This is a genomic window from Tropicibacter alexandrii (assembly GCF_003667315.2).
GTDB lineage: Bacteria > Pseudomonadota > Alphaproteobacteria > Rhodobacterales > Rhodobacteraceae > Tropicibacter > Tropicibacter alexandrii.
Window position 1 is genome coordinate 78,644 of record NZ_RCTZ02000012.1, and the last position, 23,553, is coordinate 102,196.

Below are 23,553 nucleotides of genomic sequence, written 5' to 3' on the forward strand. Positions count from 1 at the left end.
GTCGCCTTTTACATAGGTCCGGGGCCTACCACGAAAAAGGGCGGGGATGTCCCCGCCCTGAACCTTGTCCCGCCGGCTTAGAACGGGATCTCGTCGTCGATATCGCGCGAGGGCGCGCGCGACGGGCCCGAACCACCGCCCGATCCGCCGCCATAGCCGCCCTCGTCATAGCCGCCACGGTCGTCATAACCACCGCCGCCGCCGCCACCGTAACCGCCGCCAGAGCCGCCACCCTGACCGCCGCCGCCTTCACCGCGACCGTCCAGAAGCGTCAGTTCACCGCGATAGGGACGCAGCACCACCTCGGTGGAGTACCGGTCCTGCCCGTTCTGATCCTGCCATTTGCGGGTTTCCAACTGGCCTTCGATATAGACCTTCGAGCCCTTGCGCAGGTACTGTTCGGCGATCCGCGCCAGAGGCTCGGAAAAGATCGCGACCGAGTGCCACTCCGTCCGCTCGCGGCGCTCGCCAGTGTTGCGGTCTTTCCAGTTTTCGGAGGTGGCGATGCGCAGGTTGCACACCTTGCCCCCGTTCTGGAAGGTGCGCACTTCGGGGTCACGCCCCAGATTGCCCACGATGATCACCTTGTTCACGGAACCGGCCATTCTCTTTCCTCTCGAATCTCTTCGGCGATGTTTGGCCGACCCTATACCACGCCGATCCGCGCGGGTAGGGCGGGGGTTCCCGAATCTGCCTTCTGTCGGCTACAGTGCCGCGCAATGAAACAAGGGGTGGTGACGTGATGCGAGGGACGCGTCTGAGTGTGGCCTGTGTGGTGGGCCTGTGTCTGTTGGCCAATGGCGCCACGGCAGAGCTGTTCGGATCGAGCAAGCGCAAGGTCCTGTTCGGCAGCCAGACCAAGGTGCTCGATGGCCGCGCGGCAGAGCAGTACAACAATTCCGTCCGACTTCAGCCCGCCAAGGTCATCACGCCGACCAAGTGGGGCACCGGTGACGATGGCACGGTGCCGGTCTATCGCGGACACTACAAAGGCCCCTATGCCGAGATGGCGCGCAGCGCGGCGCGCAAGCACGGCATCCCGGAGGATCTTTTTCTGCGGCTGGTCAATCAGGAAAGCCGCTTCAATCCCAAGGCCTTGTCGCACAAGGGGGCCATCGGCCTCGCACAGCTGATGCCGGCCACCGCCCGTGCGCTTGGCGTCGATCCGCATGACCCGCGCGAAAACCTCGAGGGCGGGGCGCGCTACCTGAAGGCGCAGTATCGCAAGTTCGGTTCGTGGAAGCTGGCGCTGGCGGCCTACAATGCCGGTCCCGGCGCGGTCGAGAAACATGGCGGCGTGCCGCCTTACCGCGAGACGCGCAACTACGTGAAGGTCATCTGGGGCAGCTGAGTCAAATTGTAACGCTGCGCCGCGACCGGTCTTAAGACAAGCTTATGGCTTTGATGACAGGGTAACCCTCGTGGGAATTCGGACCTCGGGGTGCCTTTGATGCGCGATCTTGCCATCGCCAAAGCGGGACGGTTGCTGGTCATCTGTCTGATGATGCTTGCGGTTTCGGCGCATGTCGTGCGGGCCTCCGCCGGGGCCTGCCAGATTCCCAGCGAATTGCTGCAACTGGCGCGCCACATCGCGCCGGGCACCAGCGGCAAGCCGCTGTCCGCGTCCGAGGCACAGCGCCTGTCCGAGGTGCTCGATGGCGTATCGGAACGGGCCATGGTCCGCACGCTGGAGGAAAACGGGCTGGTCAGCCTCGTGCCGACGATGCTTGCCCTCGTGACCGAGGCGAACAAGTTGGCCACCGGGTCGGGCGAGGTCAAGGGATGGTACGTGGCCCGCCTTCTACGCAACCTTGAAAGCGAAAGCGTCATCGCCTGCCAAGAGGCGACCGACACCGGCTACCAGCCGGATCAACAGGCGCGTGAGGGCGGTGTTCTGAACCGCGACAAGGAAAAGCCGCTGGATTGGGGCAAGATCGAAAAGACGCTGGAACAGAACCGCCCGCTTTCGCTCGGGTTGCTGGTCGGCTCGGTTCTGGCAGTGGTCGGCTCGCTCTTCGCCATCGATTTTCTCGTCCGTTGGATCATGGCGCTGGTCTATAACCGCAAGGCCTGCCGCATCCCGGCCTCGCTCAAGCGCGGCAAGGTCGACGTGCATGGTGCGGTCATCACGCTGGGTCGCGGCGGCTTCCGGTTCCAACCGGACAGCGCGCTCGATCTCGACCTGATGCTGGAAGACCAGGACGAGACGCGCGTGTCGCTGTTGGTCGACGACATGGACATGACTGCCGTCCTGTCCCGGAACCATGGCGAAGTCGCGGATTTTCGGTTCGAAACGCATCTCGGCCTCGCGGCCCAGAAAGCCATGCTGCGCCTGTCAAAGATATCGCCCTATCCGATCCGCAAGTCCCGTGGCTCGGCCAAGGCGCCGGTCGAAATCCTCGAAGAACTCGACTTCGAGGCGGAGATCGTCGACATCGAGATCGAGCAGGACGATCCCAAGCCCGGCGAGGCGCCCGCTCAATAATCGAGATACTTGGCGCTGGCATAGCCGGTCTGGCCCGATGGGCCGGTGATCCGGAACCATAGCCAATTCACGTCGATACAGGCGTCCAGCGCGCTCTGGCTGTAAGGTTGGCCGGTTTCAGCGGCCTGACACAACGCGGTACAGGCCTGATGCTGCGGCAGGCGCCAGTTGCCCTCGGGCGCCCCCACACGGTAGCGGCTGCCCAGCGGCAACTGGTCGATCCGGTCGGCATTGGTGTCGTTCACCTGCCGCAGCGAGGTAAAGCTTTGGACATTGACCACCCGGGCCTGTCCTGTGACGGACTTGCACGGTGTCGGCCCTGCGGCAACCGGAGAGGCCACGCCGCGCGCCCGGCGCAAATCGGACAGGCGGGTCGACGCGGGCAACAGTGCGGCACCGGGGATCGGTATCCACCGGTCGGGCGGGCCGTCATACAGGCACGAATCCGGCCCGACCTGGCTGGACAGGTTCTCGCGATAGCCGCACAGCGCCGGGGTGGTCTCGCCGTTCCAGCGACGGATGATCCCGGCCTCGCAATCATAGGTCTGCATCCCCGCAAAACTCAGCCGATAGCGCCGCCCGTCGACAAATCCTTCATCCCCATCCCGGCGGTCAATGGACGCGTCAAAGCCCATGTTCGCATAGGGGATCTGGTCGGTGGCCAATTGCGTGTTCCACGACGTCATGTTCTGGCAGGCGTTGAAGAAGCCTTCTTCGGTAAACTCCGGCTCTTGCCAGCCGATCAGGTCGATCCCCCAGCGCCCGGCCTTGTTCACCGTATCGATTTCAAAGAAGTCCTGCCCCTTGTGCTGCAACATTGCCTCAAGCAGGTCGGCATCGACAAAGGGGCGCGGCGTGTCCGGGCGGGGCCGGGCCGCGAGGGCCAGAAATTCCAGCGTCGCGGTGATCGCCAGATCGAAGGCAGCGGCGACATCATCGACGGAATAGGCGCGCGAGCGGTCAAGCGTCAGGTCCGGTTGGTGAAACCCCAATCGCCCCCCCACATGCAGGCGGCGGTGGATCAGCGCATTGCTTTCGAGCTGGTAGGCCGTCCCGAACATGAAGACGAGCGCGCAGGCCGAAAGGCACTGCGCGCCATCATCGACCACCGTGCCAAGGCCGCGCTCCAGCACATAGCTGGCCAGTTCCAACCCGGCGGACAGGCTGCCACCGGGACTGTCCAGACAGATCGCCGCCCAGCGGCCATCCTCGATATCGGGCCAGGTCACGGGGCGGTCTATGGGCAGGGCGCGCAGCTTGTCCGCATCGCCGGGCATGATCTGGCCCGACAGGGTATACAGACACAGGCCCGGTTTGCCCGGTCCGATCTCGACCGCCTGCGCGGCCCCCGCGCAAAGCACCCATATCACAGCCCAGAAAACCCGCATGCCGAAATCCCCCTGAAAAGGTCAGCATAGCAAAAGCGCCCGGGGCTGTCCCCGGGCGTCTGGCCTATTCGGCGGCGGTCTTGATCACCGGCTCCATATTGTCGAACTCTTCGGCCGACAGGTGGCACTTGATCTGGTGCCCATCGGCCATCGTCCGAACCGGCGGCACTTCTTTTTCGCACAGGCCCCCCGGCACCTTGTCCTTCCACCGGCAGCGCGTCTGGAAGGGGCAGCCGGGCGGTGGGTTCATGGCCGAGGGGATATCGCCTTCGAGCACGATATGCTTTTTTTGGACCTTAGTGTCGGCGATGGGCACCGCTGATAGCAGCGCCTCGGTATAGGGGTGGTAGGGCGGGGCAAAGACCTGATCGGTCGTGCCCAGTTCCACCACGTGACCCAGATACATGACCATGACGCGATCCGACAGGTAACGCACGATGGACAGGTCATGACTGATGAACAGCAGGGTGGTCTTCTGCTCGCGCTGGATTTCCATCAGCAGGTCGGTGACGGCGGCCTGCACGCTGACATCCAGCGCCGAGACGGGCTCGTCCGCCACCACGATCCGCGCGCCGCCAGCAAAGGCGCGGGCGATGCCGACCCGTTGCTTCTGCCCGCCGGACAGCTGGCGCGGCATGCGGTCTGCAAACGCGCGGGGCAGCTTGACCAGATCCAGCAGGCGCAGCATCCGTTCGCGCCGCTCGCCGTCATCCTTGCCCTCGCCAAAGATTTCCAGCGCGCGGATGATCTGCCGCCCGACGGTCATCGACGGGTTCAGCGTGTCGAACGGGTTCTGGAAGACCATCTGCACATCGGCGATCGTTTTGGTGTCGCGCTTTTCGATGGGCGTGCTTTCGATGTTCTTGTTGTCCAGCAGGATCTGCCCGTCGGTCGCGGTTTCCAGCCCCATCAGCACCTTGGCAAAGGTCGACTTGCCGCAGCCGGATTCGCCCACGATGGCCAGTGTTTCGCTCTCGCGCGCCTCGAAGGTGAGGGTCTCGTTCGCCTTGACCACCTTGGTCTCGCCCGACTTGCCGAACAGCGCGTTGGCGGCGACCTCGTAGTATTTCTTGAGGTTCTCCATCTTCAGCACGACTTGGCCCGGCTCGGCCTTCTGCTTGACGCTCGCATTGGTGGGCGGCGCGTTCCAGTCGATCTCCTGAAAGCGCAGGCAGCGCGTGGCGTGGCGGTCATTGCCGGGCACGTCGGACATGGGAATGTCCTGCGCATCGCATCGCCCGGCCTCGAAATAGTCGCAGCGCGGGCCAAAGTTGCAGCCATTGGGCCGTTCATGCGGCAGCGGGAAGTTGCCGGGGATCGCCACCAGCGGGCGCGCGTTCTTGTCCGCGCCGGGCAGGGGGATCGAGCGGAACAGCGCCTGCGTATAGGGGTGCTGCATCTCGTCGAACACATCCTCGATGGAGCCACGTTCCACTGCCTCGCCGGAATACATCACGCAGATCCGGTCGCAGGTTTCCAGCACCAGACCAAGGTTGTGAGAGATGAACAGCATCGAGGTGCCGTATTTCTTGCCCAACTCCTTGACCAGCTCCACCACGGCGGCCTCCACCGTCACGTCCAGCGCGGTGGTCGGTTCGTCAAGGATCAACAGCGACGGCTCGGCCATCAGCGCCATGGCGATGACGATGCGCTGCTGCTGGCCCCCCGAAAGCTGGTGCGGATAGCTGTCCAAAATCCGTTTCGGGTCGGGCAGTTTCACATCCGTGACCACCTGCAACGCGCGGTCATAGGCCTCTTTCTCGGATGATCCCTTGTGGATCATCGGCACTTCCATCAACTGGCGGCCGATCTTCATCGCTGGGTTCAGCGAGGCCATCGGCTCCTGATAGATCATCGCGATTTCAGAGCCACGGATGTCGCGCAGTTCCTCGGCGCTCATCGCGCCCAGATCGCGGCCCTTGAACTTGATCGAGCCGCCGACGATGCGGCCGTTCTTGCCCAGATCCTGCATTACGCCAAGCGCCACGGTGGACTTGCCGCACCCGGATTCGCCAACCAGACCGACCGCCTCGCCCGGCTGCACGGCCACGGAAAAATCCATCACGGCGGGGATTTCCCGCAGCCGGGTGAAGAAGGAAATCGAGAGCTTGTCGATTTCGAGGATCGGACCCTGATAGTCGTCTTTCATGTCTTGTCTCCCTGTCGGAGGGACCGGTGCGCCGTTTTCAGGCTTCTTTGGTCCAGAAATACCTCGGGGGGTTTGGGGGGCAGCGCCCCCCATCACCTCTCGTCAATCGCGCAGCGATTCCTCGCGCAGACCATCCGCCAGCAGGTTCAGACCCAGAACCAGCGACAACAGCGCCAGCGCAGGCGGCAATGCGGGGTGCAGATAGACCGACAGCAGGCGACGGCCTTCGTTGATCGTCGTCCCCCAATCCGGGCTTTCCGGCGGCAGGCCCAGACCGAAGAAGCCCAAGGTCCCCAGAAGGATCGTCGTATAGCCGATGCGCAGGCAGAAATCGACGATCAGCGGCCCGCGCGCATTGGGCAGGATCTCCCACAGCATGATGTACCACGGGCGCTCGCCCCGGGTCTGGGCCGCCGCCACGTAGTCGCGCGTCTTGATGTCCATAGTCAGGCCCCGCACGATGCGGAACACCGTGGGCGAGTTGACGAAGACCACCGAGACGAACACCACCAGGATACCGCCCGGCACGTCGAAAAAGTCGATCGGCCAGAAGTCGATATGCGTGCCGCTTTCGTTGATCAACGACAGGTACAGCAGCGCCAGCGGCACCAGCACGATGGCCAGATAGATCCAGTTCTTGCCCGGCTGGGTGCGATAGCGGGACTGGATCAGCACGCCAAAGAACACCAGCGGGAAGATGAACAACACCACAGCCATGTATTGCGGCAAACCCGTTGCGACGATTTCCGGCGTGACCAGCAGGTAGAACAGCAAGATCACCGGGAAGGCGAGGATCAGGTTCGCAAGGAACGACAGGAACGTGTCCAGCCGCCCGCCGTAATAGCCCGCAGGCAAGCCCAGCGTGATCCCCACCATGAAGGCGAACAGCGTCGCCAGCGGTGCGATCTGGATCACCACGGTCGAGCCTTTGACCACGCGGCTGAACACGTCGCGCGCAAGGTTGTCGCCGCCGAGCAGATACCACGCGTACTCGCCCTCTTCGGCACCGCGCAGCGGCGTGCCCGGCACCTTGTTCTTCATGCCCGAGACCTGCGCCAGCGGGTCATGGGTGGAAATCAGATCGAACAGGCCGGTGAACAGGGCGGTGTAGACCCAGAACATCACCAGCGCGAAGCCGATCATGCCGATCACGCTGTCGAACAGCTTGCCATACAGGCCAAGCCTGCGTTTGTAGACGATCGAGACGGCAAAGGTCACGATCAGCGCAATCCACACCGGGGTGAACTGCAGGAACATCTGGGTGATGATGGCGCCCCAGGACAACTCTTCCATGTCTTGTCCCCTTCCTTAAGATACGCTGATGCGCGGGTTGAGGTAGACATAGCCGATGTCGGAAATCAGCTGTGTGACGAGCACGACGAAGACCGAGATCACGGAAATCCCCAGAAGCATCTCGATATCGTTGTTGCCCGCGGCGCGGACCAGCTCCCAACCGACGCCCTTGTACTGGAACAGGGTCTCGACGATCACCACGCCGTTCAGCAGCCACGGGAATTGCAGCATGATGACCGTGAACGGTGCGATCAGCGCGTTCCTGAGTGCGTGTTTCATGACGATATTCGGGAAGCTGACGCCTTTCAGGCGCGCGGTCCGGATATATTGCGCGGTCATGACCTCGGCCATGCTGGCGCGGGTCATCCGGGCGATATAGCCCATGCCATACAGCGCGATGGTCAGCACCGGCAGGAAGAAGTTCTCGAAATTCGGGTTGTCCATGGCGCTCGCCGCCGAGCCCTTGAACCATTTCAGGCCCACGGCGGAGGAGGTGAAGATCGCGATGAACAAAACACCCGAGACGTATTCCGGTGTGGCGGTGGTGGCGATGGACACGGTCGACAACGAGCGGTCGGTGACCGATCCTTCACGCATGCCCGCCAGAACGCCGACGATCAGCGCAGAGGGGACCATCAGCAACATCACGCAGAGCATCAGGAAACCGGTATTGGCGACGCGCGGGGCCAAGGCCTCGCCCACGGAGGTCTTCGAGACGGTCGACCAACCCCATTTGCCTTGCAGGATGCCGCAGAACCGGGGCGCGTCCGCCAGATCGGTGCCGGGTTGCTGGCAACGGGCGTTCACCGTCCCGTCGGGCGCCTCGATCACGTAACCGGGCAGGATGCCCAGCCATTCGCCATAGTTGCGCAACAGCCGGATATCGAAGCCCGTGTTGACCGAGGCGGCGGCTTCTTCGGCGGTGATCTTGCCGGTGTTGTAGGCGGTCAGCACCTCGGGGTCGACCGGCGTGCGATAGCCGTTGCGGCCCAGCCAGCTGGCGACTTCGATGTCGGGCATTCGAAAGTTGCCCTCGGACTTGGCCAGCTTTTCGAGGTTCGGATAGAGGTTCGTCAAGAAGAAGACGATGAAGGTCAGGCATAGCGCGGTGAGGATCATCACACCGACGCGCCTGAGGATGAACAGTCCCATTGTCGCCCCTGTTGGTCTGAGCGGGGTTTACCCCGTTTTTATGCTTGGCCCGCCGAGTTCAGCGGAAAAGGCCGCCCCCGAAGGGACGGCCAGATGGATCAAGCGGCCAGCGCCAGCTTGTAGACGTGGATCTCGAACGACGGATGCATTTCCGCGCCGATGATCCCCGGCTTGAAGTGGCGATACAGCGAACGCCAGTAGGGCTGGATGAACACGGCGTCGTCGCGCAGGATCTGCTCGATCTCGGCCATCAACTCGCTGCGCTTGTCGGCATCGGCGATGGACATGGCCTGACCCAGCTTCTCGTCGAAGGTCGGGTTGGAATAGCCCGCTTCGTTCCACGCCTCGCCCGAGCGGTAGGCCAGCGCCAGAACCTGCACGCCCAGCGGACGGTGGTTCCATTCGGTGATCGAGAACGGGTACTTCGCCCAGTCGTTCCAGAAGGTCGAGCCGGGCAGAACCGTGCGCTTGATGTTGACGCCGTTGTCGCGCAACTGCGCGGCACAGGCATCGGCGGTGTTCTTGGTGAAGCCGTCATCGAGCGAGATCAGCTCGTGCTCGAAATCCGCCATGCCGGATGCTTCGAGAAGCTCTGCCGCCTTGGCCGGATCGAAGACCGCCGGGCCGATATCCGCGTATTCCGGGTGCACCGGCGCGACATGGTGGTTTTCGGCCACGGTGCCCAGACCGGCATAGCCCAGTTCAAGGCAGATCGCGTTGTCGCACGACATCTGCAGCGCCTGACGCATTTCCTTGTTCGCGTAGGGCGCGCTGTCACCGACCAGCGTCTGCTGGTTGAAGCGCAGAACGACCGTGGCGCCGGTGACGACTTCGGATTTCTCCCAGCCGATGGCGTCCGCGATGTCGATATACTCGTTCACGTTCTGATAGAGCATGTCGACTTCTTCGGATTCGACCGCCGCGATCCATGCCGCCGGGTCGGTGCCGTAGTCGATGAACTCGATGCGATCCAGCGCGGCACCACCGATGCCTTCGGCCTCGGCGCCCCACCAGTTGTGGTTCTCGTTCTTCACCAGAACCGCCTTCACGCCCACTTCGAGGCTTTCGGGCAGGTACGGGCCGGTGCCGAGCGCCTGCTCCAGCATGTTGGCCGGGTCGTGGTCGGCATGCACAACGGCCGCCGGGTAGTCCGCCATGCCGACGATGATCGAGATGTCGGGGGTGGGCAGTTTGACCGACACGGTCATGTCGTCGACCTTGGTGACGGCACCGGCCAGCAGCTGGTTGGTCTCGGGGTCAATCAGCGTCGCCATGCGGCCCGCCATCGAGTTGCCCTCGACCGTCTTGTCGCACCAGTATTCCATCATCCGAACGACGTCATCGGCGTTGAACGCGTCGCCGTTGTTCCAGGTCACACCGGGGCGGACGTTCAGCGTGTACTCGGTCGCATCGTCGTTGACCGACCAGCTTTCCAGCAGCATGCCGCGCAGCGAGCCGTCGCGGTTGTATTCGACCATGTATTCCAGCCAGCCGCGGGTGAAGTTGGAAATCTGCGTCCAGTCGAAGGTGCGCGGGTCCTTCAGCGCGCGCACTTCCTGCTGGATGCGCAGCGTGCCGCCCGACTGGGCATGTGCCGCGGCCTGAGCCGGCGATCCAAGGCCCCCAAGGGCGTAGGCGGCGCTGGCGGACAGCCCCAGCGCGGTTGCGCGGGTCAGGAACTCGCGGCGGTCGATCTGACCGGCCTTGAGTTCGCGCGCATGCATTTCTGCCGCCGGATGGATCCGGTCGGTCGTGGTCATGGATGTCATCTTTGTCTCCCTGTGACACATCATGTTTTTTGGTGGGGCGTCGCAATCTTGGCCGGCATCGCCATGCTGACCCTCTCCCACAACGCCATTGCGCATTCTTTGCGCCGTGGCGTCAACGCTCCGTATCGGCGTTTTTGGGATGGAAAGCGACATCACGTTTATACAAAAGCGACATCCGGCGAAGCGCAACCGAAAATTCGTGGTTTGGTTGACGTATTCAGCGCGCTGCCGCGGGTTTTCCCGGACGATTCTGCGCGCGCAGGTCGCTTGGCGTGAAACCCGTGTGGTTGAGCACGAATCTGGTGAAATAGGCTGGCGACGAGAATCCAAGGGATTTCGCGATCTCCTGCACAGCCGGTTTCGGCGCTTCCAGCGCCAGCCGCGCGGCGTAAAGCTTGCGCTCGGTCAGAAGGTCGGCGGCGGTGCGACCACAGACCTTGCGGCACACGCGGGTCAGATGTGTGGGCGTGACGTCCAGACCCTCGGCATACTCGCCCATGCTGCGGGGGCTGGCATAGCCGCGCACGATGTCTTGGGCATAGCGCCGGACAAGGCGCTGCGCGGCGGTTTCCTTGGGCGCGTCCGCCACGCCCGCCCGCATCTGCCGCTGCAGCCAGACCGCGATGAGGCGGACATGCGCCTCCAGCGCCTCTTGCAGCAGCGCGCGGTCTTGCGTCAGTTCGCGGGTCATGGCGTCGATCTCGCCGGTCAACTCCGCCTGGGCAAGGCTGTCGCGCACCCGTAGCAAGAGCGGCTCTTGTGGCATGCGCTGGCTCAGCCCCGAGGGACTGCGCACCATCAAGGCCTGCGTGCCGGGCGGGACATCGACGGCAAACAGCGTGCCCGCCGGCAGGAACAGCGCATTGTGCATCGAGATGCCGCGCATCACACCGTTGACCACGACGCGGCCTTGACCGCGTGTCAGCCAGATCAACACGTCTTCGTCGCGGTCATGCAGCAAGGTGAATTTCCACGGCGCGCCCTGCACTTGCAGCGCATAGCTGCCAGCCCGGATCGGCCCCTGAGGCTGCGCGGGCGCGGGCGGCATGGGCCGGGACAGGAAGCCGGGTCGTTGTTTCTGCATCACGCCAGCTCCGCCGGGGACAGTTTCGGCCAAGCGCCCATGCGGGCGCGGAACCATGTCCGTTGCCGCTTTGCGAACTGGCGGGTCAGGATCGTTGCCCGGTCTATCGCATCGTCAAGGCTGATGTCACCATCGAGATGGGCCATCAACTCTGCCGCGCCGATCGCCTTGGCCGAGGGCAGGGTGGGCGACCATGTGGCGCGATTGGCGCGCGCCTCGTCCAGCGCGCCGGTCTTCACCATCTGGCGAAAGCGGGTTTCGATGCGCGGGGTCAGCCAGTCCTTGGGCGCGTCGAGCACTAGCGGCTGTGCCTCGGCCAGCGGCAAAAGCGGCGGCGGGGTGTCGTCCTGCCAGTCGGCGATGCCACGTCCGGTGGCCTGCAAGACCTCCCATGCCCGCGCCACACGGGCCGGGTTCTGCTGGTCGATGCGCGCCAGACTGGCGGCATCCAGTTGGGCAATCATGGCCGCAAGCCCTTTTTCTTGCAGCAGCGCCTCGCCCTCGGCGCGAACCTGCGGTGGCGTGGGCGGAATATCGGCCAGCCCCTCGGTCAGCGCGGTCAGGTAAAGCCCTGTGCCGCCGACGAAAATCGGCCTGTCACCCGGCAAGAGCGGCCCGACCTCGCGCAGCCAGTGGCCAACGGAATAGGCCTGCGTGCCGGGGATATGGCCATACAGCGCGTGCGGCGCGCGCGCCTCGTCCTCGACCGAAGGCCGCGCCGTCAGCACCCGCCAATCGTCGAAGACCTGAATCGCGTCGGCGTTGATGATCACGCCGCCCTGTTGCTCGGCAATGGCGAGCGCCAGCGCCGATTTGCCACTGGCGGTTGGCCCGGCGATCAGCACGGGACGCGCGGGATCGAACCGCGACACGATCTCCTCCATGGCCTGCCTGTTTCCGCCCACCTGCGCGCCCTTTTTTGACCATGGCAAGGGGCGGTCCGCCATTGCAGCCGCCCCGCTTCCTTGCCATACATGCGCCCGATCATATCCCCCAGCCGAGACGGAGCGCAACATGGCCGAGACCAACCCTCAGGACACCAAGTACAGGCGCGTGATGCTGAAGATTTCCGGCGAGGCGCTGATGGGGGATCAGGGCTATGGCCTGCATCCGCCCACCGTCCAGCGCGTCGCCGAAGAGGTCAAGCGCGTGCACGAATTGGGCGTCGAGATCTGCATGGTGATCGGCGGCGGCAATGTTTTCCGTGGCTTGGCGGGCAGCGCGCAAGGCATGGAACGCACCACGGCGGACTATATGGGCATGCTGGCGACGGTGATGAACGCGCTGGCGATGCAATCGGCGCTCGAAGGTCTCGGCGTGTTCACCCGGGTGATTTCCGCGATCCGTATGGATGAGGTGGCCGAGCCCTATATTCGCCGCCGCGCCGTACGCCATCTTGAGAAGAAGCGCGTCTGCATCTTTGCCGGCGGCACCGGCAACCCGTATTTCACCACCGACACGGCAGCGGCGCTGCGCGCCAACGAAATGGCCTGCGAGGCGATCTTCATGGGCAAGAACGGCACCGACGGGGTCTATGACAGCGATCCGCGCACCAATGCGGATGCGAAACGCTATGACGAGGTGACGTTTGACGAGGTCTTGTCGAAGAACCTCAAGGTAATGGATGCCTCGGCCATCGCGCTGGCGCGGGACAACAACCTGCCGATCATCGTGTTCTCGCTCGACGAGCCCGGTGGCTTCCGCGGCATTCTCGCCGGGCAGGGCACCTATACCCGCGTCAGGGGCTAGGCGATCTTTGCTGCCGGGCTGGGCTGGGCCAGTGCCTCGGCCTCGACCCAATTGCCCCCCGTCTGAACGGCCTTGTGGCGCGCGCGGCGGACCAGCCGGGGCGGTTCGCCAAACCGCTCGCGGTAGCTGCGGGTGAAGGCCGAGGGCGAGGCGAATCCGGTTGCCCCGGCGATATCGTGCACCGAAAGCCCGGTTTCGTGCACCAACTGCGCGGCGCGTTCGAGCCGGAGTTCCAGATAAAGCTGCGCGGGCGTCAGCCCCAGCGCCTTGCGGCAGCGGCTCCGCATCTGTTTCATCGACAGGTCCAGTTCGTCGGCCACCTGCTCCAGCGTGATCGGGTCGGCGAGATGGGTGGCCATGATCGCCTGCATCCGCTCCAGCAGCGGGATGGTGGCGCGGGGCAGGGTCTGGCAATCGGCGGTATCGGCAAGGTGCCCGCGTTCGAGCAGGTCGCCCACCGTCGCTGCCAAGGCCGGGGCATGTACGCGCCCGATCCAAGCCAGCATCGCATCCCCCGCCGCCAATCCGCCCGCCGTCGTCAGGCGTTGCCGGTCAAAGGCAAAGCTGCGATCCGACAGGGCAACATCTGGAAATTTCTCGGGAAAACCGGGCTCCAACGAGAGGTCGAGCACTGCCTCGCGACCGTTCAGAAGCCCCAGCCGCGCCAGCACCATGCCGCCGCCATCGAGCCCCCCCAGCGTCGTTCCGGCCTTGGCCGCGCGCATCAGGAAGGCGCGCAAGCCCATCGGCAGGTGCGAAAAGGGGCGCGGTCCGGCGCAGACCAGCACCAGATCATGTCCCTGCGCGGCGGCCCAGTCGGCCTGCGGGGCGGGCATCTCGACCCCCTCGGCCGAGAGCGTTGCGTCCCCCGCGATGCTGCGCAGTTCCCATGTGAAAAGGTCCTGCCCGGCGGCGCCATTGGCCAGTCGAAGCACCTCCTGCACCAGCGACAGGACCAACAGGCGAAAGCCGGGGACGAGGATCAGACAGACATGCATGGGCGTTTCCCGCAGGATTCCGGTCAGTTCAGGGCCGAATGTGGCCTCTGGTCCCGTTCTGCCTGCAAAAGGTAAAGGTTTCCTTGCTCGGCCTCGGTCACGATCGGCATGCCCTTGTCGAGGTGACGGCGCAGCAGGCCGCGACAGCGCTGCCCGTCCGGAAAGGGGCGGCAGGGCACAACCGGCTGACCCATCACCGCGTCGACCCTGCGCCGCTGGGCGGGATCGAGCGCCTGCACGGCTTGCGGACCGGGGAAGAAGCTTTCGACCGGCACGGCATGGGCGCAAAGCAGTTCGTGCCGGTCCAGCACGACATGCGCATAGCGCACCGGCAGCCACGGCGCAGCGCGCCGGACCCCGGGCCATGCGGTCAGAAACCGGGCCGGAACCAGCACCTCGGCTGTGCCGAACATGCGGCGGGCGATGGGCGAATGCACCAGCACCCGGTGTTGCGGGGACAGTGCCAGCGGTCGGTCCGGCACACCCGGCCCGAGCGCCCCTTCGGCGATCAAGACCGGCGCCTGCGCGCCGCCGCGGGGCAGGTGGCTGAGCAGCACCGCACCCACGGGGCGCGGCCCGTGATCCCGGGTCAGGACGATATCGCCTGCGGTCAGGTGCTCGACCGTGACGGGCCCGGAGAGCGTGTCGATCTGTGTCCCGGCGCCGAAACACACGGCGCTGCCGCTCATGGTCTGCCAAGTGTTGTAGCCCGCCGCATCGGTGGTGATCGGTGTCGTCAACTGGATCGAACGGATGACGAGGTTGTCCATCGCGCCTGCATTCTGCATGTCGCCCACGAAGGTATCGCTGTTGTCCATCTGCACGACCACCACGTCGATGTCATGCACCACGCCGTCCACATCCGTGACCAGTGCATTATAAGTGATGGTCGAATCCACATCGCGTGAATTCGCCACCCCGCCCACCGTGTAAATCACGAAATCCGGGCTGTTGATGTCGTTGTCGTAGATGGCACTGTTGTTGTCGATATCCCGGCTTTCGATGGTGACGAGTTCGAGGTCCTGAAAGGCGTGATAGGTGCCAGCCAGGTTCGACGCCAGTTCGGCGTCGGTGTTGCTTTCATCTACGTCGATGTCCGGCAGGTTGCCGATGAACACCATCGTATTGTAGGTCGTCGCCATCTCGATCCTGCATTTGCATCGATTCAGTCTTGACCCGTTGTGGTTAAATTCCCGTTCAATGCCGGTGATCTGGCGGTGGCGGCTATACAACCGCGCCCGGGCGGCGTAGATACGGGCAAAACGACCAAAATGACCGAGGACCCCATGTCTGACGATTTCATGCTAGACACCGACGATCTGGAACGCCGCATGGAAGGCGCGCTGGCCAACCTGCGCACGGAATTCGCCTCGTTGCGCACCGGGCGGGCCTCGGCCTCGATGCTGGAGCCGGTGCAGGTGGATGCCTATGGCCAGATGACCCCGATCAATCAGGTCGGCACCGTCAACGTGCCGGAACCGCGCATGGTCACCATCAATGTCTGGGACAAGGGGCTGGTCGGCAAGGTCGAAAAGGCGATCCGCGAAAGCGGTCTGGGCATCAACCCGCAGCTCAACGGCACGATCATCATGCTGCCGATCCCCGAACTGAACGAGGAGCGCCGCCGCGAACTGACCAAGGTGGCCGCGCAATACGCCGAACATGCCCGCGTCGCCGTGCGCAACGTGCGCCGCGACGGCATGGACCAGATCAAGAAGGCCAAGGCCGACGGCATGTCCGAAGACGACCAGAAGCTCTGGGAGCAGGAGGTTCAGGACATGACCAACAAGTATATCAAGCGGATCGACGATCAGCTGGAGACCAAGCAGGGCGAGATCATGCAGGTCTGATCGGACACCGATCACCCGATCGACCGGCGAAGCTGTCTTCGCCGGTTTCCTGTCTGGCAGGGGGTCGCCGGTGATTCACCCTGTCTTTCTTGACCCCTTTGGCTTCTTGCGCGGATAGTCTAGAAGGGGGGCGCATTTCGCCCGACTTGGCCGACGAAACAGGAGCCGCCGATGGCAAAACCGTTCCTTGAAACCGATGGACCACATCACGTGGCCATCATCATGGACGGCAACGGCCGCTGGGCCACGCAACGCGCACGGCCGCGTCTGTTCGGCCACCATGCCGGCGCGCGCCGGGTGCGCGAGATCGTCGAGGCTTGCCCGGAAAACGGGGTCAAGTACCTGACGATCTTCGCCTTTTCCACCGAAAACTGGAAACGCACGCAGGTCGAGGTGGCGGGGCTCATGAGCCTGTTCCGGCGCTACATCATGAAGGAGATGCAGGCCTTCGTGAAGGAAAACGTCCGGGTGCGCTTCATCGGCGACCGGCCCAAGCTGGACGCCAAGCTGCGCGGGTTGATGGACGAGGCGGAGGCGATGACGGCGCATTGCACCGGCACCAACCTGACCATCGCGCTGAATTACGGCGGTCGGGACGAGGTCAGCCGCGCAACGCAGCGTCTGGCGCAGGATGTGGCCGCGGGCAGGCTGCGCCCCGAGGACGTGAACGAGGAAACCTTGCCACGCTACCTCGACACGCATGTATTGCCCGACCCGGATCTTGTGATCCGCACCAGCGGCGAGGCGCGGATTTCCAACTTTCTGCTGTGGCAGTCGGCCTATGCGGAATACGAATTCATCGACACGCTCTGGCCGGATTTCTCCGCCGATGAATTCGCCAAGCTCTGCGCGAAATACGGTCTGCGCGACCGCCGCTATGGCGCGGTGAAGGCATGACCGCCAACTGGCAGGACCTGAAGCCGCGCGTCCTTTCGGGGCTTGCGATGATCGCCATTGGCGCCGCCGCCATTCAGGCGGGGGGCGTGTGGTGGCAGGTTCTGATCGCGGTGATCTCGGGCGGCATGGTCTGGGAACTGGTCTGCATGGTCGATACGGGCCGCACGAAAAGTCAGTATATCCTTGCCGCGGCCACGGGCCTGTGCCTGCTGGTCGCCATCAACATTCCGCCCAGTTTCGCGCTGCCGCTGTTGTTGCTGCCGTCGATGCTGGGCTTCACCCGGATGGAGCGGGGCGGGGTGACCTATGCGGTCACCACGATGATGATCACGCTGGCGGGCTATTCGATGATGGCGCTGCGCGGCGATTTCGGCCTGACATGGATGCTGTGGCTGGTCTGCGTGGTCGTGGCGACCGACGTGATGGGCTATTTCGCGGGCAAGTCCTTGGGCGGACCCAAGGTCTGGCCGCGTGTCTCGCCGAAAAAGACGTGGTCGGGCACCATTGGCGGCTGGATCGGCGCGGCGGTGGTCGGCGCGATCTGGGCCGGTTGGACGGTCGAGGGGGCGGGGCTGATCGGCATCTCCATCGCCGTGTCCATGGCCAGCCAGATCGGGGATATGGCCGAAAGCACGATCAAGCGGCGCGCGGGCGTCAAGGACAGTTCGAACCTGATCCCCGGCCATGGTGGCCTGATGGACAGGTTCGACGGCATGCTGGGCGGCGCGGTCTTTCTCGTGATCGCGGGCCAGATCGTGGGATTCCCGCCGGGGGTGTGATGCGCAGGATTTCGATTTTCGGCGCGACCGGATCCATTGGACAAAACACAATCGACCTGATCGCCCGCGCGCCCGACGCGTACCGCGTCGTCGCGCTGACCGGCGGGCAGAACATTGCGCAACTTGCGCGGGATGCGCGCCGCCTGAAGGCCGAGATCGCCGTGACTGCGGATGAAACCTTGCTTGATGCCTTGCGCGATGCGCTGGCGGATAGCGGGGTCGAGGCCGCCGCCGGGCGTGCGGCCTTGGTCGAGGCGGCAACCCGGCCTGCGGATTGGGTGATGTCGGCCATCGTCGGCGCGGCGGGGCTGGAACCGGGGCTGCGCGCGCTGGAGCAGGGGGCCGATCTGGCCTTGGCCAACAAGGAAAGCATGGTGTGCGCCGGGCCGTTGATGCTCCGTACCGCGCGCGCGCATGGCGGGCGCTTGCTGCCCGTCGACAGCGAACATTCGGCGGTGTTTCAGGCCCTGATCGGCGAGGATCTGTCTGCGGTCGAGCGCGTCATCATCACGGCAAGCGGCGGCGCGTTTCGCGACTGGCCGTTGGAAGACCTTGAAAAGGCCACGCCCGAGCAGGCCGCCACGCATCCGAATTGGGATATGGGGCAGCGCATCACCATCGACTCGGCGTCGATGTTCAACAAGGCGCTCGAACTGATCGAGACGCGGGAGTTCTTTGGCATCGACCCCGCGATGATCGAGACTGTCGTACACCCGGAATCGATGATCCACGCGCTGGTCGGCTTCAACGACGGGGCGCTGATGGCCCATGTCGGCCCGCCGGATATGCGCCACGCCATCGGATTCGCCCTGCATTACCCGGACCGCCAGACCTTGCCCGTCGAACGTCTCGACCTCGTGAAACTCGGCCAGCTGACCTTCCGCCCCGCCTGCGAGACCCGCTGGCCCGCGCTGCGCCTTGCGCGCGAGGTGATGCAGGCAGGCGGGTTGATGGGCGCGGTGTTCAACGCCGCCAAGGAAGAGGCGCTGACCGCCTTCATCGCCCGGCAGATCACCTTTCCGCGCATGGCGGGGATCGTTGAGGATGTGTTAACCCGTCTTTCGTCCCATGCGGGTCATAATGTCGACGCGATTACTCTTGATATGGTTGCAGAGGTTGACCATCTCGCACGAGTGGCGGCACGTACGGTCATCACCGGTCAAGCCTGAGGCAGAAGGGGTATGTTTTGGATCTGACGACATTGATTCCCATGTTCGGCGGAACGCTTTGGACGGTGTTCTTTTTCATCATCGCGCTGTCGGTGGTCATCGCCATCCACGAATACGGGCATTTCATCGTCGGCAAGAAATCCGGCATCTTCCCCGAGGTCTTCAGCCTTGGTTTCGGCCCGGTCCTGTGGTCGCGCGTCGACCGGGACGGCACGAAATGGCAGATCGCGGCGATTCCCTTTGGTGGCTACGTCAAGTTCCGCGGCGATGCGAACGCATCCGGCGGCGTCGATGGCGAGGTGGTCGAGGCGCTGGACGATGCGGAACGCCGCCAGACCATGCAGGGGGCGCCGCTTTGGGCGCGCACGGCGACCGTTGCGGCGGGCCCGATCTTCAACTTCGTGCTGTCGGCCATCCTGTTCACGGCGATCTTCATGTATCGCGGCGTCACCGCCGACCCGCTGGTGATTTCCGAACTCAAGCCCGTGCCCTTCACTCAGGAATTGCAGGAGGGCGACCAGATCCTCGCCATCGAGGGGCAGGACCTGCCCAGTGCCGAGGATGGTGTCGCTTACAGCGCCTTCATGGCCGATCTGCCCTTGCAGCCGGTGCTGGATTACACCGTGCTGCGGGACGGGCGCGAAATGGTGGTGCAGGGCCCGTATTTCCAGGCCCCGATCGCGGGCAGCATCCAGCCGCGTTCTGCGGCGATGGATGCCGGGCTGCGGGCCGGGGACGTGATCACCGCGTTGAATGGCGAGCCTGTCTTCGCCTTCACCCAGTTGCCCGAAGTTATCGAAGCCTCCGAGGGTGCGCCGGCCGATCTGACGGTCTGGCGCGATGGCGAGACGTTGAACCTGACCCTGTCGCCGCGCCGCGTCGACGAGCCGCAGGCGGAGGGTGGGTTCAAGACGGTGTACCGGATCGGCGTCGGCAGCGGTTTGCTCTTCGTGCCCGACACGGTCACGCCGGGCTTCTTCGAAGCGGTCTGGGGCAGCGTGAACCAAGTCTGGCGCGTGATCTCTTCGTCGCTGTCGGGTCTGTACCATATCGTGACGGGCCAGATCAGCACCTGCAACCTGTCCGGTCCCGTCGGCATCGCGCAGGCATCGGGTGACATGGCGTCGCAAGGCATCCTGCCTTTCATCGGCTTCATCGCGATGATTTCCACCGCGATCGGCCTGTTGAACCTGTTCCCGATCCCGGCGCTGGATGGGGGGCACCTGATGTTCTACGCCTACGAGGCGCTGCGCGGCGAGCCGCCCAGCGACGGTGTGCTGAACGTGATGATGTCGGTGGGCATCGTGATCGTGCTGGGCTTCATGGCGTTCGGACTGACCAACGATATTGCGCTCTGCCGGCCGTAGCCTGCCCGCGCACCAGACAAGACGCGCGTCCCTCGGGACGCGCTTTTTGTTTTGAAATCAGCGACAAGCCCCGGTGCATGGGGTGGATTGCCAGCGACAGCGGCAACGATTTTCCCGCGCCTCGCCCTAAATCCGCCGGAATCGAGCGCCATGATCCAGTCATCGATCAAGGAAGGACCGATTCCATGCATACGCTTCATGCCGGATATCGCAGCATGTCACTTTTGGTGAGCATCAACTGGGACCGCCTGTTGTATGTCTGCACCATTGTTTTCGCCCTGTTTTTCGGGGCGTGGCTCGGCACGCTCCTGCAATAATCGGAGTTCCCTCGCGCAAAGGCGCGAAATGAGGGCCTGGGGCTTTTGACAAGCCTGCGCATGTCCGATACTCAACATCTTGAGGGATGTCGGAGTGAAATGCGAAAAATGGCACAAGTCATTTCGGCGCGTGTAGCGCGTGATCGAGCGGAAACTGTAAAGCTTTCCACCAAATTGGCCCAGGCTGCCCGGGTCGTCGCTTTGGGCATCGCCCTGGGTGGCGGTGCGTCCGTCGTGCTCCTGCCAGAGCCGGCGGTGGCGCAAAGCTACAGCTTTTCCAGCGTGTTGATCCAGGGCAATGCCCGCGTCGATACCGGTACGATCCTGTCTTATGCGGGCATTGCGCGCGGCCAGACAGTGAGCGCCGCGGAACTGAACGACGCCTATCAGCGCCTCGTCGGGTCCGGCCTGTTCGAAGAGGTGGTGATCGACCCACGGGGCTCGCAACTGGTGATTTCCGTCGTGGAATTCCCGACGATCAACCGCATCAGCTTCGAGGGTAACAACCGCCTCAAGGATGAAGATCTGTCCGCCATCGTGCAGTCCGAATCCCGCCGCGTGTTCAGCCCTTCGCTGGCCGAGGGTGACGCGCAGCGCATCTCCGAAGCCTACCTGCAGCAGGGCCGTCTCGCGGCACGTGTCAGCCCGAAGGTCATCCGCCGGTCTGACAACCGCGTCGATCTGGTCTTCGAGGTGTTCGAGGGTGGCGTGTCCGAGATCGAGCGCATCGGCTTCACCGGGAACGGCGTCTATTCCGACCGGCGACTGCGCCGCGTGCTTGAAACCAAGCAGGCGGGCATTCTGCGCGCGCTGATCAAGAAGGACACCTTCGTCGAGGATCGAATCGAGTTCGACAAGCAGCTGCTGCGCGATTTCTACGCCGCGCGCGGCTATGTCGATTTCCGCATCAACGGCGTGAATGCCGAGCTGGCGCAGGAGCGCGACGGCTATTTCGTGAGCTTCAACATCGAAGAGGGCCAGCAGTTCCGCGTGGGTGAGGTCACAGTCACCTCCGACCTGCCGGACGTGGACCCGGATTTCTTCCGGTCCAAGGTGCGCCTGAAATCCGGCAAGGTCTATTCGCCCAGCCTCGTCGAGAATGAGATTGCGCGTCTGGAACGTCTTGCGATCCAAGAGGGTCTGAACTTCGTCCGTGTCGATCCGCGCATCAACCGCAATGATCGCGACCTGACGCTGGATGTCGAATTCCAGCTGACCCGCGGCGACCGCATCTTTATCGAGCGCATCGACATCGAGGGCAACACCACCACGCTCGACCGCGTGGTGCGGCGTCAGTTCAACGTGGTCGAGGGCGACCCCTTCAACCCGCGCGCCATCCGCGAAAGCGCCGAGCGCATCCGCGCCCTTGGCTTCTTTACCAATGCCGACGTGCAGGCCCGCGAAGGGTCGAGCGGTCAGCAGGTCGTGATCGACGTAAATGTCGAGGAAAAGCCGACGGGCTCGTTCGGCTTTGGCGGGTCCTACTCGACGACCACCGGTTTCGGGGCGAATATCTCGTTCTCCGAGCGGAACTTCCTCGGGCGTGGCCAGCAGCTGTCGTTCTCGCTGAACACGGCACAGGCGCAGAACGCTTTCAACTTCTCCTTCGTCGAGCCCGCTTTCCTTGGGCGCGATGTCGCGTTCGGGCTCGCACTTGGCTATTCCGAAGCCTCGAACCTGTCGGACCTTTACTCGATCCAATCGGGCCAGTTCCAGCCGTTCTTCGAATTCCCGCTGTCGGACAAGACCCGTCTGCAGGCGCGCTATACCCTGACCTATTCGAACATCACGAATGTCAGCGGGGCGACCGGGACGCTGGGCGGCATCGCGGGCAGCGACCTGCTGCTGGGCGAGATCTTCGACAGTTCCATCGGTTACACGCTCAGCTACGATACCCGTCGGACCGGGCTTGATCCCAATTCGGGCGTGCTGCTGACGCTGAGCCAAGATTTCGGGGGCCTCGGCGGCGACCGGACCTTCATCAAGACGACCGCCAAGGCTATCGCCCAGACCAAGGTCATGAACGAGGAAGTCACCCTGCGGGCGACCCTCGAAGGCGGCGCGCTGAACTATTCGCAAGGCCGCAGCCGTGTTTCGGACCGTTTCCAGATCGGTCCGACCATCATGCGGGGCTTTGAATATGGCGGCATTGGCCCGCGCGAAATCGGTCCCGGCGTCAACGACTCGCTGGGCGGCCAGTTCTACGCGGTCGCCAAGTTCGAGGCTGAATTCCCGCTGGGTCTGCCAGAGGAATACGGAATCTCTGGCGGTGTCTTCTACGATATCGGCTCCGTCTGGGATGCGGGCGATATCAGCGCAGTTGGCGCGGGCAACAAAGTGGTCGGCAACGATTTCTCGGATCGCCATGTTGTCGGCTTCTCGATCTTCTGGGACAGCGTGCTTGGCCCGCTGCGCATGGATTTCTCGGAGCCCGTGAAGAAGTTGAAGACTGACCAAGCGCTCAACTTCAACTTGGGTGTGTCGACGCAGTTCTGATGTGATGCGGGTCCTCGCCATTCTGACTGTCTGTCTCGGGGCCTTGGCCCCGGGCGCCCATGCGCAGAACATTGGCGGGCCGCTCAGCCAAGGCGTGGTGCAAAGCCCGATCCTCGTGATCGAGTTCGACCGAGTCTATGCCGAAAGCGCCTTTGGCCAGCGCATCACCCGCGAGCTTGAAGAAGAGGGCGCCCGGATCGCTGCGGAAAACCGCGAGATCGAGGCCCAGCTGATCGAGGAAGAGCGCCGCCTGACCGAGGAACGCGCGACGATGGACCCGGTCCGTTTCCGCGAGTTGGCAGATGAATTCGATGCGCGCGTGCAGCGGGTCCGCACCGAACGCGACGCCATGGCCCGCGAACTTGGCACCCGCAACGAAGAGGCCCGCAGGCGCTTTGTTTCGGCGGTGCAGCCGGTGATCGAACAGCTGATGCGCGCCTCCGGCGCTGCGGTGATTCTGGACCGGCGTTCGGTCTTTGTGGCCAGCGATGCCGTCGACGTGACGGATCGCGCGATCGAGGGGATCGATGCGCGCATCGGCGAGGGGGTCGACCTTGTGCCGGACCCCGCGGCGGGCATCTCGGACAACTGACTGCCCGCTTGCCCGGCTG

At 64.0% G+C, this 23,553-nt stretch carries 21 protein-coding genes; 11 read left to right on the plus strand and 10 right to left on the minus strand.

Annotation, left to right across the window (positions count from 1 at the left end):
• Positions 1-77 precede the first annotated feature (77 nt).
• Positions 78-605 carry a single-stranded DNA-binding protein gene (ssb, locus tag D8Z78_RS15620; RefSeq protein WP_121631835.1) on the minus strand — a complete coding sequence of 176 codons (528 nt, stop codon included), beginning with the start codon at positions 603-605 and terminating at the stop codon, positions 78-80.
• Between the two features lie 137 nt (positions 606-742).
• Between ssb and D8Z78_RS15625 the strand changes: the two genes are divergently transcribed.
• Together D8Z78_RS15625 and D8Z78_RS15630 are read left to right on the plus strand one after the other, a co-directional pair.
• Positions 743-1,351 (plus strand): lytic transglycosylase domain-containing protein, encoded by a 609-nt coding sequence (locus D8Z78_RS15625; protein WP_121631836.1) that lies wholly within the window; start codon positions 743-745, stop codon positions 1,349-1,351.
• A gap of 99 nt (positions 1,352-1,450) precedes the next feature.
• The gene (locus tag D8Z78_RS15630) at positions 1,451-2,485 is read left to right on the plus strand and encodes a hypothetical protein (protein ID WP_128910801.1); all 1,035 of its coding nucleotides are present in this window, start codon (positions 1,451-1,453) and stop codon (positions 2,483-2,485) included.
• Here D8Z78_RS15630 and D8Z78_RS15635 read toward each other — a convergent pair.
• The 7 genes from D8Z78_RS15635 to miaA all read right to left on the minus strand — a co-directional run bounded on the left by D8Z78_RS15635 (position 2,479) and on the right by miaA (position 12,204).
• Positions 2,479-3,873, minus strand: a complete 1,395-nt coding sequence (locus tag D8Z78_RS15635; protein WP_121631838.1) for a hypothetical protein — start codon at positions 3,871-3,873, stop codon at positions 2,479-2,481. The genes D8Z78_RS15630 and D8Z78_RS15635 overlap by 7 nt on opposite strands.
• Positions 3,874-3,937: 64 nt before the next feature.
• Positions 3,938-6,022 (minus strand): dipeptide ABC transporter ATP-binding protein, encoded by a 2,085-nt coding sequence (locus D8Z78_RS15640; RefSeq protein ID WP_121631839.1) that lies wholly within the window; start codon positions 6,020-6,022, stop codon positions 3,938-3,940.
• A 102-nt stretch (positions 6,023-6,124) separates the two neighbouring features.
• The gene (locus D8Z78_RS15645; RefSeq protein WP_121631840.1) at positions 6,125-7,315 is read right to left on the minus strand and encodes an ABC transporter permease; all 1,191 of its coding nucleotides are present in this window, start codon (positions 7,313-7,315) and stop codon (positions 6,125-6,127) included.
• A 15-nt stretch (positions 7,316-7,330) separates the two neighbouring features.
• Positions 7,331-8,467, minus strand: a complete 1,137-nt coding sequence (locus D8Z78_RS15650) for an ABC transporter permease (protein WP_121631841.1) — start codon at positions 8,465-8,467, stop codon at positions 7,331-7,333.
• Between the two features lie 98 nt (positions 8,468-8,565).
• Positions 8,566-10,236, minus strand: coding sequence for an ABC transporter substrate-binding protein (locus D8Z78_RS15655; RefSeq protein WP_420824323.1), 1,671 nt, complete (start codon positions 10,234-10,236; stop codon positions 8,566-8,568).
• 217 nt (positions 10,237-10,453) lie between these two features.
• A complete protein-coding gene (locus D8Z78_RS15660; protein ID WP_240672145.1) occupies positions 10,454-11,320 on the minus strand; it encodes a helix-turn-helix transcriptional regulator in 867 nt (288 codons plus the stop codon).
• Positions 11,320-12,204 (minus strand): tRNA (adenosine(37)-N6)-dimethylallyltransferase MiaA, encoded by an 885-nt coding sequence (gene miaA, locus D8Z78_RS15665; RefSeq protein ID WP_121631865.1) that lies wholly within the window; start codon positions 12,202-12,204, stop codon positions 11,320-11,322. Before miaA ends, D8Z78_RS15660 begins: the two co-directional genes overlap by 1 nt.
• Before the next feature lie 130 nt (positions 12,205-12,334).
• Here miaA and pyrH point away from each other — a divergent pair, with 130 nt between their 5' ends.
• On the plus strand, positions 12,335-13,069 hold the full coding sequence (pyrH, locus tag D8Z78_RS15670) for a UMP kinase (protein WP_121631843.1): 735 nt from the start codon (positions 12,335-12,337) through the stop codon (positions 13,067-13,069).
• On the opposite strand, the gene D8Z78_RS15675 is transcribed toward pyrH, so the two are convergent.
• Positions 13,066-14,067 (minus strand): GlxA family transcriptional regulator, encoded by a 1,002-nt coding sequence (locus D8Z78_RS15675; RefSeq protein WP_164932986.1) that lies wholly within the window; start codon positions 14,065-14,067, stop codon positions 13,066-13,068. The genes pyrH and D8Z78_RS15675 overlap by 4 nt on opposite strands.
• 23 nt (positions 14,068-14,090) lie before the next feature.
• On the minus strand, positions 14,091-15,209 hold the full coding sequence (locus tag D8Z78_RS15680) for a Hint domain-containing protein (RefSeq protein ID WP_121631845.1): 1,119 nt from the start codon (positions 15,207-15,209) through the stop codon (positions 14,091-14,093).
• A gap of 144 nt (positions 15,210-15,353) precedes the next feature.
• On the opposite strand from D8Z78_RS15680, the gene frr reads away from it, so the two are divergent.
• The 8 genes from frr (at position 15,354) to D8Z78_RS15720 (ending at position 23,534) form a co-directional block, all read left to right on the plus strand.
• Positions 15,354-15,917, plus strand: a complete 564-nt coding sequence (gene frr / locus D8Z78_RS15685; protein WP_121631846.1) for a ribosome recycling factor — start codon at positions 15,354-15,356, stop codon at positions 15,915-15,917.
• Positions 15,918-16,088: 171 nt separating this feature from the next.
• The gene (locus D8Z78_RS15690) at positions 16,089-16,814 is read left to right on the plus strand and encodes an isoprenyl transferase (RefSeq protein ID WP_121631847.1); all 726 of its coding nucleotides are present in this window, start codon (positions 16,089-16,091) and stop codon (positions 16,812-16,814) included.
• The gene (locus D8Z78_RS15695; protein WP_121631848.1) at positions 16,811-17,593 is read left to right on the plus strand and encodes a phosphatidate cytidylyltransferase; all 783 of its coding nucleotides are present in this window, start codon (positions 16,811-16,813) and stop codon (positions 17,591-17,593) included. Before D8Z78_RS15690 ends, D8Z78_RS15695 begins: the two co-directional genes overlap by 4 nt.
• On the plus strand, positions 17,593-18,762 hold the full coding sequence (gene dxr / locus D8Z78_RS15700; RefSeq protein WP_121631849.1) for a 1-deoxy-D-xylulose-5-phosphate reductoisomerase: 1,170 nt from the start codon (positions 17,593-17,595) through the stop codon (positions 18,760-18,762). The genes D8Z78_RS15695 and dxr overlap by 1 nt, the downstream gene beginning before the upstream one ends.
• Positions 18,763-18,779: 17 nt before the next feature.
• Complete coding sequence (gene rseP / locus D8Z78_RS15705; protein WP_121631850.1) at positions 18,780-20,129, plus strand: RIP metalloprotease RseP; 1,350 nt, start codon at positions 18,780-18,782, stop codon at positions 20,127-20,129.
• Positions 20,130-20,206: 77 nt separating this feature from the next.
• Positions 20,207-20,446, plus strand: a complete 240-nt coding sequence (locus D8Z78_RS15710; RefSeq protein WP_128910802.1) for a hypothetical protein — start codon at positions 20,207-20,209, stop codon at positions 20,444-20,446.
• A 108-nt stretch (positions 20,447-20,554) separates the two neighbouring features.
• The gene (gene bamA / locus D8Z78_RS15715) at positions 20,555-22,942 is read left to right on the plus strand and encodes an outer membrane protein assembly factor BamA (RefSeq protein ID WP_121631851.1); all 2,388 of its coding nucleotides are present in this window, start codon (positions 20,555-20,557) and stop codon (positions 22,940-22,942) included.
• Between the two features lie 4 nt (positions 22,943-22,946).
• A complete protein-coding gene (locus tag D8Z78_RS15720; RefSeq protein WP_121631866.1) occupies positions 22,947-23,534 on the plus strand; it encodes an OmpH/Skp family outer membrane protein in 588 nt (195 codons plus the stop codon).
• Positions 23,535-23,553 lie beyond the last annotated feature (19 nt).